Annotated in this window: 8 protein-coding genes; 1 reads left to right on the forward strand and 7 read right to left on the reverse strand. The window is 39.4% G+C overall.

Annotation, left to right across the window (positions count from 1 at the left end; all coding sequences use genetic code 11):
* Positions 1-45: 45 nt before the first annotated feature.
* The 7 genes from H4J56_RS02635 to H4J56_RS02665 form a co-directional block, all read right to left on the reverse strand.
* On the reverse strand, positions 46-1,392 hold the full coding sequence (locus H4J56_RS02635; RefSeq protein WP_182213585.1) for a CmpA/NrtA family ABC transporter substrate-binding protein: 1,347 nt from the start codon (positions 1,390-1,392) through the stop codon (positions 46-48).
* A 401-nt stretch (positions 1,393-1,793) separates the two neighbouring features.
* Positions 1,794-2,867, reverse strand: a complete 1,074-nt coding sequence (locus H4J56_RS02640) for a CmpA/NrtA family ABC transporter substrate-binding protein (RefSeq protein ID WP_182213412.1) — start codon at positions 2,865-2,867, stop codon at positions 1,794-1,796.
* Positions 2,868-2,908: 41 nt separating this feature from the next.
* Positions 2,909-3,544: an ANTAR domain-containing response regulator gene (locus H4J56_RS02645; RefSeq protein ID WP_259366313.1), complete on the reverse strand. Its 636-nt coding sequence runs from the start codon at positions 3,542-3,544 to the stop codon at positions 2,909-2,911.
* Positions 3,545-3,896: 352 nt separating this feature from the next.
* Positions 3,897-4,232 carry a nitrite reductase small subunit NirD gene (gene nirD / locus H4J56_RS02650; RefSeq protein ID WP_182202631.1) on the reverse strand — a complete coding sequence of 112 codons (336 nt, stop codon included), beginning with the start codon at positions 4,230-4,232 and terminating at the stop codon, positions 3,897-3,899.
* A 26-nt stretch (positions 4,233-4,258) separates the two neighbouring features.
* Positions 4,259-6,802: a nitrite reductase large subunit NirB gene (nirB, locus tag H4J56_RS02655; protein ID WP_182213414.1), complete on the reverse strand. Its 2,544-nt coding sequence runs from the start codon at positions 6,800-6,802 to the stop codon at positions 4,259-4,261.
* 230 nt (positions 6,803-7,032) lie between these two features.
* Positions 7,033-8,814: a bifunctional protein-serine/threonine kinase/phosphatase gene (locus H4J56_RS02660; protein ID WP_182213416.1), complete on the reverse strand. Its 1,782-nt coding sequence runs from the start codon at positions 8,812-8,814 to the stop codon at positions 7,033-7,035.
* Between the two features lie 6 nt (positions 8,815-8,820).
* Positions 8,821-10,293, reverse strand: a complete 1,473-nt coding sequence (locus tag H4J56_RS02665; RefSeq protein ID WP_182213418.1) for a NarK family nitrate/nitrite MFS transporter — start codon at positions 10,291-10,293, stop codon at positions 8,821-8,823.
* Between the two features lie 656 nt (positions 10,294-10,949).
* Between H4J56_RS02665 and H4J56_RS02670 the strand changes: the two genes are divergently transcribed.
* The gene (locus H4J56_RS02670; protein ID WP_182213419.1) at positions 10,950-13,418 is read left to right on the forward strand and encodes a S8 family serine peptidase; all 2,469 of its coding nucleotides are present in this window, start codon (positions 10,950-10,952) and stop codon (positions 13,416-13,418) included.
* Positions 13,419-13,473 lie beyond the last annotated feature (55 nt).

The raw sequence follows: 13,473 nt of genomic DNA on the forward strand, positions 1-13,473 counted from the left end.
GCGCATAACTACTCAGTAAAGTACTGGCTAAAATACGACAAGGTTCTAAAGTTTGTCACCGGCTTTTAGGCCAATTTTAAACTTGTTTATATAGGCGTTTGGTTGAGTACCGTCATAAACAATGTTGTCAATAAAGTGTTTTTGAGGAGCACGGAAACCGTCTTCACCGACTAAGTCTGAAAAGTCGCTTTTAGACAATAACTTGTCATCAACTAATGATTGCGCTGCAGCCATGTAAATATCAGGACGATAAACTTGTGCGGCAATATCTTTGTACCAACTATCAGGTTTGTCATCGCTAATTTGTCCCCAACGACGCATTTGTGTTAAATACCAAATAGCATCAGAGTAGTAAGGATAAGTGGCGTTGTAGCGAAAGAATACGTTGAAGTCAGGTACTGAACGCACATCGCCTTTTTCGTACTCGAAAGTCCCTGTCATGCTGTTTGCGATAACGTCGTAATCAGCACCAACATAGTTCGATTGAGATAAAATTTTCACTGCTTCTGGACGGTTAGCATTATTGTTTTCGTCTAACCATTTAGCGGCACGAATCAATGCGCGTGTTAAACGAATGGTGGTATTTGGGTATTTTTCAGCAAAGGCTTTAGTAATACCAAATACTTTTTCCGGGTTGTTCTTCCAAATTTCATAATCGGTAACGACCGGCACACCAATGCCTTTAAATACGGCTTGTTGGTTCCAAGGTTCACCTACACAATAACCATAAATAGTGCCGGCTTCCATTGTGGCTGGCATTTGTGGAGGAGGCGTTACTGACAACAGCACTTGTGCGTCAATCTTTCCTGATGTATCACCTTTATGAGGAGCGTAAAATCCAGGATGAATATCACCAGCCGCTAACCAATAGCGTAACTCGTAGTTATGTGTCGACACTGGAAACACCATACCCATGTTGAAAGGTTTGCCTTCATCAAGATACTTTTCTACAACAGGCTTTAAGGCATCAGCTTTAATAGGATGAACAGGTCTTCCATCGGCTTGCTTAGGAATATTGACCTTCATTTGCTTCCAAATTTCATTAGAAACAGTAATCGCATTGCCATTTAAGTCCATTGAAAAAGGCGTGATGATTTCAGCTTTAGTCCCGTAACCAATCGTTGCTGCAATGGGTTGGCCAGCAAGCATGTGAGCACCGTCTAATCGACCATCTATAACGCCATCAAGTAATACTTTCCAGTTAGCTTGAGATTCAATCGTGACGTATAAGCCTTCATCTTCAAAAAATCCTTTCTCATAAGCAATAGCGATAGGGGCCATATCGGTTAATTTAATAAAACCAAATTTAAGTTCTTCTTTTTCTGGGTAGCCTAGCTCTGCTGCTTGCAAAGACGAAGTCAGTAGGGAGCCAGAAATACATAGTCCTGCAATAACAGTACGGCATAATTTTTTACATTCATTTTTTAAAGTCGTTTTCAAAATACCTTTCTCCAAATAAAAAAAGCCCACAGTACTTCGGATACAATCCGAGTACTGTGGGCTTCAATGCCAAACTAATAATGACTACGTCGTTGCAGTGCGATTAGTTTTAACGAAATAAGTTTTGAGTCAATTTTCACTTTATCGTTAAAACAACCGCTGTTGATTGAATTAACATGAAAACGCTATTAACTATAAAGCACAATTAGTGCCACCTATTAATTGTATTTAAAATCAGTAACTTACTTTGCTTTATGTTTTTTGATTAAATACTTTGCTCCAACAGTGAGAAGTATTTGCACTATTTTGGTGTCTATAGGCCTGTAGGCAGATACTTCATTTTAATAAAGGCTCTACTTATTCTTATATATTACAGCTTGATAAATATCTTCCCTGTAGATCGAAGTAATGTCTAGATCCGTTATTTGTTGTCTGTTTATGTGTCCACACGCTTGCATTAATTTGGCAATGTTTTCACCGTAATGATGTGCTGGCCTATTGAATGTGGGATCACCTAATGTCGAAAATTGTTGATAGCTTTCTACTTTACGAGGTGATGTATTGTTAAGGGTTAGGCAACTCCCCATTAATGAAGGCGCAATTACGTCGATATGTGTGTCTAAATACTTTGCACGACTCAAGAACCTCGCTGCTTCAAAGCGATTGGGAATATTTTCAAGCCATTGGCATGCTTCATATAAAGCAGATACTAAAGCAAATGTTGTTTCTGGGTGCTTAACTTGCCAATCAGACATTAATCCAAGCACCTTCTCAGGTGAATCTTCCCATAAGTCAGAAGAAGTAACACCTGTGATGCCAACACCTTCTCTAACCGCTTTAGCATTCCAAGGACTACCGACACAAAAGCCATCAAGATCCCCTGAATGCATAGATGGCACCATGTTTGAAGGAGGTACAATTAATAAATTAATGTCTGATGGATCGATATCACTATTCTTTAGCCATTCAACAAGTTGATAATGATGACAGCTATAAGGAAAAACGACAGCGAAGGTTAATTTATTACCTTCTTTTTTTCGTTGCTCTATTTCATGTCTCAATATATTGGCCGAAAATGGCATACTGATCTCATTGGTATTGTGTTGTAATAATATTTTTTGGTAGAGTTTAGTCGATAACGTGATGCCATTACCGTTACGACTCAATATCATTGGGGCAATCACGGTTGACTTTTGTCCGTGTAAACCTAAGTTACAGGCAATGGGCATAGGGGCTAACATTTGGGCGGCGTCAATAACTCCGCTATGCAATTTATCTCTTAATGTGGCCCAAGAATTTTGTTTTGTTAGGTTTACGTTAAGCCCCCATTTTTCGAAAAATCCCATTTCATGAGCAATGACTAAGGGGGCACTATCTGTTAATGGCATAAAGCCAAGGGTTATATTTTTTTTTTCAATATTAAACATAATTGATATTCTCTACAATTCTTTAAAACGTCTTTAAATATCTAAAAAATGCTAGCAACAGAAAGGATGTTTTTGGCAACATCATCCATTTTCTGGCTGTTATCCATCGCTATTTTTCGAATGAAGTGATACGCATCTATTTCAGACAGTTGTTTTGTTTCCATTAACCAACGTTTAGCTTTATCGATACTTTTCTGGCTAGACAATTTTTGTTTAGTGTCAGCAAGTTCTTGTTTTAGTCCTTGAAAAAGCTCAAATCTCGCAATAGCCACATCAATAATTGACTTCACTCTTGTTTGGTTAACTTCCCCTACCACATAAGCACTAACCCCTGATTTGACCATCTGATTAATGGTAGTATTGGCACATTGTTGTTCTGAAAAAACTACGATAGGTTTTGGGGCGAATTGAGAAATTTTATTGAGGTTTTCAAGCATATCTCTGTTTGGAGATTCTATATCAATAATGATAACGTCTGGGTTTAGCTGTTTAACATCTCTTAATAAAGGTACGCCAGAATGAGCAACATGATAGATATCATATTGCTCATTTATCAGTACGCTCATTAATACCTTTGCTTTTGCATGGTTTATTTCAGCAAGCAATACTTTTAATCCTGATGGAACATCCTGATATATCGTATTTTTATTAGGTAAAGACAAGGTTTTATTTTTCAATTTATTCAAATTAAAATTAAGAATTAAGTATATTTAAAATATTAAAGCACAATTCACACCAGAAGTTTAATTACATTTATATCAATTGGTTAGGATTGTCCTTTGATTTTTTATACTCGTTTTTATTAGTTTGTGATGCAAAGGTGCACCAAAATAACCTCTTCTAGGATTGAACTGTTTAAACACCTTAGCATGTAGAATTGGGATAATTAATCTTCGCGTATGCAGACTTTTTTTTAGCAGATGCTAAGTGAGTCATATTAGGCTTAAATTTAATGATGAATGGTAAAAAATAAAAATCCCAGCACCGTTAACTTCGCTAGGATTTTTATGAAAATAAAGGATGAAATCCTTAACCAAATATTTCTAATTTTCCATCAGTAACACGTGTTTCATAGGTCTTAATCGCTAAAGTATCATCATCTAAACAGGCTCCTGAATTTAAAACAAAGCGTTGTTTTAATAAGGGTGAAGCAACGTAAATATTACCTTTAGTTTCACCAATTAAACCGCGGTATAAAACGTTTGCTTTACCAAAGGGATCAAAGTTAGAAATAGCATAAACGGTGTCCTTGCCTACTTGGAATAAAGCCACTTGTTCTTTGTTTGCTAATAATGCACAAACACCTGAGTTTTTAATTAAATCACTGGTTGAGCAAATGGTTTGCCAGCTATTTTCTGTTGTCATTTTATTTTCCTTATTCGTAAACGTATTTATGCAGGTGTTAAATCAACGGCTTGAATTTGAACGCCATATTTTTTCTCATCACCTTGAGCGGGTCTAATTTGATCACGCTCAGTAACGAATTCGATGTTGCCATCGACAGTGTCAGAGTTAACAAACTGACGAAAACGCTTTAATTGCTCTTCACTTTCGATGGTTGTTTTCCACTCACATTGATAGGTATCAACGACATTTTGCATTTGCTTTTCTAATTCATCATTAATCCCTAAGTGATCGTCCTTAACTATTTTCTCCATGTAGGCTAAGCCGCCTTCTAGGTTTTCTAACCAGACAGAAGTACGGGTTAAACGATCTGCGGTACGCACATAAAACATTAAGTAACGATCTATATATTTCACTAAGGTTTCATCATCTAAATCAGTCGCGAATAAGTCGCCATGGCGAGGCTTCATGCCGCCATTGCCACTGACGTACAAGTTCCAGCCGTTTTCAGTAGCAATAATACCAATGTCTTTACTTTGTGCTTCAGCACACTCGCGTGTACAGCCCGAAACCGCAAACTTAATTTTATGAGGAGAACGCAAGCCCTTGTAGCGATCTTCTAAGAAAATGGCCATTGCCATGCTGTCTTGTTGGCCGTAACGACACCAAGTGCTGCCAACACAAGATTTAACCGTACGTAACGATTTGCCATAGGCATGACCAGTTTCCATACCTGCATCAATTAAGCGTTTCCATATCGCCGGTAATTGGTCAACACGTGCGCCGAATAAGTCGATACGTTGGCCGCCTGTTACTTTGGTATATAGGTTATATTCTTTAGCGACTTCACCAATAACAATTAACTTATCTGGGGTTACTTCACCGCCTGGCATACGGGGAACGACAGAATAAGTACCATCTTTTTGCATATTACCTAGAAAGACATCATTGGTGTCTTGTAGTGATACATGGTCTGGTTTTAATATGTAATCGTTCCAAACCGAAGCGAGAATAGACGCAGCTGCTGGCTTACAAATTTCACAGCCTAAACCTGAACCGTGTTTTTCTACTAAAAGGTCAAAGGTTTTAATTTGTTCTGCTTGCACAATGTGAAATAACTCAACCCGGCTGTAAGCAAAATGTTCGCAAAGGTCAGTGCTAATTTCTACCCCACGTTTTTCTAATTCGTGATCTGTTACTTTTTTCAATAAGGCGGCACAACCGCCACAGCCTGTTCCTGCTTTCGTTGAAGACTTTACTTCACCGACATCAACGGCGCCACAATCAATAGCAGCAATAATATCGCCTTTGGTGACATTCAAACATGAGCAGATAGTCGCGGTATTAGGTAAAGCATCCACGCCTAAGGTGGGTTTTTCGCCTGAGCTAGGTAAAATTAAACCGTCGGGATTTTCTGGTAATTCAATACCATTTAATGCGTATTGCAATAAGGTATCGTATTCACTGGTATCACCCACTAAAACCGCACCTATTAATTCTTTACCATTGGCACTGACCACTATTTTTTTATAAATTTGGTCAGGTTGATTTGAATAGACGTAGCTTTTACAACCTTGAGTACGGCCATGAGCATCGCCGATCGATCCCACATCCATACCCATTAATTTTAATTTAGTGCTCATATCTGCACCAGTGAACTGCTGTTCACCGCCAATAATGTTATCGGCAGCCACTTTAGCCATAGTGTAGCCTGGCGCCACTAAACCAAAAATAAAGTTATTCCACAAAGCACACTCACCAATAGCGTAAATATTTTCGTTAGAGGTTTTACAGTTGTTATCAACCACAATGCCGCCTCGCTCGCCAACCGCTAAATCAAATTCACGTGCTAAATTATCATAGGGGCGAATACCGGCTGAGAATAAGATGACGTCAGTTTCTAAATGTGTTCCATCGGCAAAATTCATTCGGTGAACACATTCTTCACCGTCGACAATTTCATTGGTGGCTTTTTGTGTATGTACCTGAACACCAATACCTTCGATCATTGAACGCAATAAAGCGCCGCCGTCTTTGTCTAATTGCACGCCCATCAATTGTGGGGCAAACTCTACAACGTGTGTCTGCAGGCCAAGTTCTTTAAGGGCGTTAGCGGCTTCTAAACCTAATAACCCCCCACCAACAACCACACCAACTTTACCCGCTTTAGCTGACGCTTGAATGTCTTCTAAATCTTGAATAGTACGATAAACCAAACAATGGTCACGTTCTTTACCTGGAATAGGGGGAACAAAGGGGTATGATCCTGTCGCCATAACTAATTTATCGTAAGCGAAAATGTCACCCGATTCAGTCGTCACGGTTTGTGCAGCTTTATTAATATTAGTGACTTTCGCGTTGGTAAAAAAATTAACGCCTATTTCGTTGTAATATGCTGGCGTAGTCATGGCTAAATCATCAGCAGTTTTTCCAGAAAAGTACTCTGATAAGTGAACGCGGTCATAAGCTAAACGGTCTTCAGCTGATAGAACGGTAATTTCATAGCCGGCATGTTTCGCCATTTCATCAACAAAGTGATGGCCAACCATGCCATTACCAACGACGACGATCTTCTGAGGTTGTGTACTCATTTTTGGAACCCTACTTCTTTAAATTACTGCTGTATTAGCAGAATTAGATAATGATTTATTATTAGCAATAAACGAACCAAGTAGTTTTTTTAATAAATTCAATTAGATAGTGGTTTGGGTGTGAGTTGTAACAGCGATTTTGCACTGCAGTGAAGGCATCAACGCACCAGAGGTGTGCATCATAATAATGAGTGATAAGTGCAAAGGGGAAGAAGTAAAGGGATAACGGGTTAATTAACTAAAGATACCATCAAGGCAATAAACAATAAGGTTGATACTAATTGCCAAAAAAAGATAGGATCACGCTTTAACAAGGGTTGGTTTTTGTATTCTTCAACGGCAGATGAACTCGGTTTATTTAAATCACTAAAAAATTCTGAAAAGGCTCTATAGCGCTGTTTTGGGTCTGCAGCCGTTGCTTTTTGAAGGCTTAAATCTAACCACAAGGGTAACTCTGGTCGAAACTGTTTAATGCTGCGATATTGCATATCGTTATAATTTTTAATAGTGACTTCAGCACGTTGCATTGGTTTGTAAGGAAGTTCACCAGATAACATTTCATAACAAATAACCCCCAATGAGAATAGGTCACTTTGATAATCAGCTTGCATATGCAATAAGGTTTCAGGTGCAATATAATTTAATGAACCGTGTGGTACTTGTTCTTTTATTGTTTCTTGGTTTTCATCAAGTGAAGCGACAAATACGGTGCCGTAATCAATCAATTTAATTTGACCATATTCATCGATCATAATATTGTCGGGCTTTAAGTCGCGGTGAACTAAATCTAAACGTTGAAATGATCGTAATGCGCCGATCACTTGTTTCATTATATCGCGGACCTGCGCAATGCTAGGTTTAGGGTTGTCATGTAACCATTCACCCAGGGTTTGCCCTTTAATGTATTCACATACATGGTATAAAAACTGGCTGTCTTTTTTAGCGGATAATACACGCATGACATTAACGTGTTTAATGCGTTCTCCCACCCAAGCTTCCCGCATAAAACCTTGTAAATAAAAGGCGTCATCTGAAAAGTTAGCAGAGGGTGCTTTTAACACATAAGGCTTATCTGTTTTAACATCGACGACTAAATACAAGTGTGAACGAATACTGGCGTGTATTATTTTTTTAACGAGATAATCATCAAGTTTCTGCCCAACTTTTAATGCTGGAGGGATCGCTTTTGAACTTAGGTCGCGTTCAATTTCTGCCAGTTTCCGATTCGGTATCGCGTCAATATAAACCAGTAAGCAGGTCACATTGTCATGACTACCGCGCTCAAGTGCGGTGGCAACAATTTTTTCAGAAAGAGCTTCTAAGTCAGACTTATTGGGTGATAACGGCAATGAATCAAAGAGTGTTTTAAAAGCAGCTTTACTAACAAAGTCATGAATACCATCACAACTTAGCATGAATAAATCTCCTGCCTGTAAATCGACTTGATAAACATCAACTTCTAAATGGCTATCAGCACCTAATGCGCGTGTTAATAAATCCTGTTGCCCTATTTGTTTACGATTATGATCACGGGTTATAATTTCTAATTGTTGCTGGCGATATTTTGTTATACGGGTATCGCCAACATGAAAAATATAACCGGTGTTTGATTTAGCAATAAGCGCTGAAAAAGTCGTTAGCCATTGAGGCGAGTCTTGATTAACTAGAGCATCAACAAATCCGCTTTGTGAATACAACCAGTTATTTAAACTGCTTAATACTTTAGCGGCAGATTTCTGTGTAGACCATGTTTCGGGCGTAGCAAGATACTCTTGAATAAATTGAGTGACCGCAAGTTGTGAAGCTTCAGCGGCTTTACTTGCGCTCGATACTCCATCTGCGATAGCCACAACCGCGCCTTTAGCGCGTAATTCAAGTTTTTTTGGCACAATAGCAGCAAAAGCGTCTTGGTTTTCTGCCTTTAAACCTTTATGAGAAAAACCACCAAAGCATAGTTGTAAATCTACAACCGTGCTTTGGAGCGTTTGCTTCTCTGTATTGATAACACTCATGTTAGCTTAGTGACCGACATTAATTAATTCAACTGTGCCATCTTCACGTACCTCAGTCATTGTGCCTTTTGGCTCTACCATAAAGAGTAATGTAATAAAGCCTACCACAGCGGTAGCGGCAATCACCATAAAGAAAGTCGAGTAATCAACCATAGTTAATACGGTTAAGTAAACCACCGCACCCACGTTACCGTAAGCGCCTGTCATACCGGCAATTTGTCCCGTTAAACGACGTTTAATTAAGGGGACTGCTGCAAATACAGCTCCTTCACCCGCTTGCACGAAAAAAGAACAAGCCATAGCTGTTACTACTGCTAGGGCTAATGGCCATTCTCCGGTGATTTCCGACATGGCAAAATAACCCGCAGCTAAACCTGCTGTTAAAATTAATAAGGTTTTCTTTCGGCCAAACTTGTCTGATAACCAACCACCACCAGGACGAGACATTAAATTCATAAATGCATAAGTAGAGGCTAACATCGCTGCGTACACCATGCTTAATTCGAATGTTTCAGCGAAGAATAATGGTAACATCGAAACAACGGCCAACTCAGAACCGAAAGTTGCAAAATAAAGCACATTTAACACAGCCACTTGCTTGAATTCGTAACGATGAATTTCTTCGACCGGTTTTGAAAATAAGTGACCGTTTACTTTAATGGTTTGTTTTAATTCAATGGCAAACAAAACCACTAAGCTAATGTAGGCAATGACGGCACTTTGTTCTGTTAATAAACTGACACCGGCAGGTGATAATTTCCAGGTGAGTAAAGCTAAAGCGCCATACATAGGAATTTTCATAATGAGTAATAAGAAGAAGTCGCCCGTTGAGGTCACTTCCATTGCACCTGTTTGTTTAGGCTTGAAATACGTTGAACCCTTAGGTGTATCCGTTACGTTTTGATACCAGACAACACTGAAAACCAAGCTTAATACACCGGTAAAAGCAACGGCGTATCTCCAGCCATCTTCACCACCAAAGGCTAACGCTAGTGTAGGTAGTGACATGGCAGCAGCGGCTGAACCAAAGTTACCCCAACCCCCATAAATGCCTTCAGCCGTCCCTAATTCGTTAGCGGGGAACCATTCAGAAACCATACGGATTCCAATAACAAAACCCGCACCAATAAAACCTATTAAGAAGCGCGAAAGTGCCGCTTGTTCAAACGTATCTGCAAGCGCAAACATAAAACAAGGGATACTACACACACCAAGCAAAACCGCGAATGTTAAGCGCGGACCGTATTTATCGGTAAGCATACCAATGACAACACGCGCTGGAATGGTTAACGCTACGTTTAATAACATTAATGTTTTTATTTCAGCTTTTGTTAGCCCTAATGAATCAGCAATAACTGACACCAAGGGAGCAAAGTTAAACCAAACAGCAAACGTAATGAAAAACGCTATCCAACTCATATGTAATGCTTTCATCTTACCTTTGAATGAAAATATATTGAGACCTTCTTGACCGCTCATGTACCACTCCTAAAATTGAGTCAATTAAATAAGCAGGTTTATTTAATACTCATCATTGATTGAGTTACGTAGAGCAAAGGTAGTGCCATCATTATTACTTTATCTATCATATTGTTTTAAAAGACTTTATTGTTATTTTTATTGTGTTGATAATTTTTGGTGCACAAGACAATGACGAATACGCACAAATAGAGTGCAAAAAAAGAGTCAGTAAACAATGCATCATTAATGAGCACTTATATTTAGCAGACACCTTTAAAAAGGAGTCAATAAAACCATTGTTGTTGAGAGAGATTAGTTAGATGAGCGCTTTATGGTTGAGTCAACAATGGTGTTGATTTGAGCTTAGGTCACCAGAAAAATGGTGACGGAACTGTCCGCTTGATTAAGTCTCAGGTGATGTTATTTAAGATATAGTGGCTTGCTGTCTAAAAGTACAAAAGCCAGTTATTAGCGTATGAATTAAGAGGGTGAAAAATTGGCTGTGCTAAAACAGAACGCCGCTTAAATCTCCTTAATGACTTATCTGGAAAATTCACAACTAGGGGTTTTCCCCCGCATAAAGTAGGGGCTGTTCCTGATGGTCTTATTTGCCAAAATCTTGTCAAATAATAGCGTAAATAAAATACACTTTTAAAGACGGGTAGATATAAAGTATGAAGACAATAATAAAGAACATGGCATTAACCATGTCAATCGCAGGTATCAGTCTTAGTGCAACCGCAGCTGCAGTCATTGGCTCTCAATTAGAGCAACAATTACAAAGTATGACAGTAACAGACAGCGCTATGGTTGTCGTTTCCTATGATCAACTTGATGCATTAACAACTACCCAGTTGCAAAGCTTATTAAACCTTGGTTTAACTCAAGGTGTACAGTTTAAATCATTACCTATCGTAGGTGTGATGGCAAACGCTAATCAGATTAATCACTTAGCGGCAATGCCAGGTGTTCGTTCGATATTCGCTAACCGTTCATTAGAATATTATAATGCTGAAGCACGTCAGATAACAGGTGTAGAAAAACTACAATCTAGCGCATTCGACAGCAACAATGGCATGAAATACACGGGTAAGGGCGTTACCGTTATTGTTAATGATTCAGGCATTGATGCAACATTAGATGATTTAGAATATGGCGTTAAAGTGATTGAAAATGTGCAAGGCGTTACCCATGCTCAAGCGCTTTCTTTAACCGGTTTTGACGGTATGTGGCTAGAAGGTCAACGTAACACTGACTTAAATGTTGGTCATGGTACACATTGTGCCGGTACTGTCGGCGGTTGGGGGACTCACTCTGGCGGCAAATACCAAGGTGCAGCACCTGGCGCTGATATTATTGGTTATGGCTCTGGCGCGGGTCTTTCTATTTTAGATGCGCTGGGCGGCTATGATTATGCTATTACCCACGTTTGGGATTTTAACTCTCCCATTCGAGTGATGAGTAACTCTTGGGGCTCTAGTGGTAAATATGACTCTGCAGGTCCAATATCTTTAGCGTCTTATAAAGCGCACAGAATGGGCATTATGTCGGTATTTGCTGCCGGTAATAGTGGTTCAGGCGAAGACACGCATAATCCATATGCTCAAATCCCATGGGGTATCTCTGTTGGTGCAAGTACCAAACAAGGCGATTTAATCGATTTTTCATCGCGTGGTAAACGTGGTGAAAACGGTGATTTTACTATGCCAGACGGTTCAGCTTGGACTTATACCAATGAAGTGACTATTGTTGCCCCAGGTGTTGATATTATTTCGACACGTGCTAAAACCAATATCGCTTCTAATGGCGGTGCCGATGATATTGGTGTGATTGAAAACGAATACTTACCATTTTACACAAGAATTTCAGGCACTTCGATGGCCGCGCCTCATGTTGCCGGTATTATTGCCTTGATGTGGGAAGCTAATCCCAATTTAACCAATCTACAAATAAAAACTATTCTTCAAGAAACAGCTACTAATATGCCAGGTTACCAATCTTGGGAAGTTGGCGCGGGTCATGTCAATGCATATGCAGCAGTTGCTGGAGCCCTAGGTTATAACGAACAAAACAGTGTAACGGTGAACAATCTCAATACCTTTAATGCCAATGCGATTATTATTGATGATGAAGCACCTGAGCCATTTAGCGTTTTATTTACCCCAGTAGGTGAACCTGAAGTCCATCTGTTTAACGTTCAAGATGATGCCGCATGGATAAGTGCTTCCTCTGAAACATTGGCCAATCTGGTTAAACTTAAATTGGAAGCTCCAGACGGTACCGTCTATTTTGGTAACTTAACAACGCCTGTGCTAAGTAGCACCATGCGAGTTTCTGCACCAGCACAAACCGGAGAATGGAAATTATCTGCCTTTGGCATCACTTCTTTATCAGGTGTACAAGCTGATCCAACAGGTACCACTAATGGTCCTGGTATTCCTGAATATATCGAAGGTGATATTTCAATTTTAACCTCAGGTGGCTACGAAGGCCTAAGCGACATTGCCGGACATCGTGCAGAAAAAGCAATTGAATTTGCGGTCAGTGAGCGTTTAGTTGATAGTAAAAACGATCAATCTTATCGTCCTGATGCTAAGTTAAGACGTAAAGAGCTGGCGCAATATTTAGTCATGGGTATGTCAATTAGGCAGCACCGTGGCTTCTTAAATGATAATAAAACCGTCTTTACAGATGTTAACGCAAAACACGCCCCCTTTGTTGATGCCGTCACAGAAACTGGCTCAGCGCTTAAAGATCGAGTACAAAACCAAGCACCTGTGATGATCTCTAATGGTGATAGTTTTCAACCACACGCTAAGGTGAATAAACAAGAGTTAGCTTATTCACTGGTACAGGCACTCGGATTAGAAAGACAAGTTAAAGACTTTAGTGGTGATATAACCGTCGAATATAACGGTGAACGTATTGCTGTTAAGGACTCAAGCGATATTAATGAAGCGCTAAAAGGTTATGTGCAGGCTGCAATAGATATGTCATTAATCGGGGTTCGTTTCGCTATTGAACAAGGACCTTATGACCTATCGCCAACCGTTGTTGCTTACTTTGAACCAGCCAGCGTTGTTAAGCGTGGAGACTATGCCATTATCATTAGTCGATTATATGATGGATACTTACGTAAATAACTGTTAACACTTAACATTTATATAATTAACATTGATAACAAAATCAACCTGACTA

The sequence above is a fragment of the Colwellia sp. BRX8-4 genome, from assembly GCF_014077345.1.
Classification (GTDB): Bacteria; Pseudomonadota; Gammaproteobacteria; order Enterobacterales; family Alteromonadaceae; genus Colwellia_A.

Bases quoted from the DNA above. Each gene is read 5' to 3' on its own strand.
- H4J56_RS02640 (WP_182213412.1), bottom strand. From the start codon at position 2,867: ATGTTTAATATTGAAAAAAAAAATATAACCCTTGGCTTTATGCCATTA.
- H4J56_RS02665 (WP_182213418.1), bottom strand. From the start codon at position 10,293: ATGAGCGGTCAAGAAGGTCTCAATATATTTTCATTCAAAGGTAAGATG.
- nirB (WP_182213414.1), bottom strand. From the start codon at position 6,802: ATGAGTACACAACCTCAGAAGATCGTCGTCGTTGGTAATGGCATGGTT.
- H4J56_RS02660 (WP_182213416.1), bottom strand. From the start codon at position 8,814: ATGAGTGTTATCAATACAGAGAAGCAAACGCTCCAAAGCACGGTTGTA.
- nirD (WP_182202631.1), bottom strand. From the start codon at position 4,232: ATGACAACAGAAAATAGCTGGCAAACCATTTGCTCAACCAGTGATTTA.
- H4J56_RS02670 (WP_182213419.1), top strand. From the start codon at position 10,950: ATGAAGACAATAATAAAGAACATGGCATTAACCATGTCAATCGCAGGT.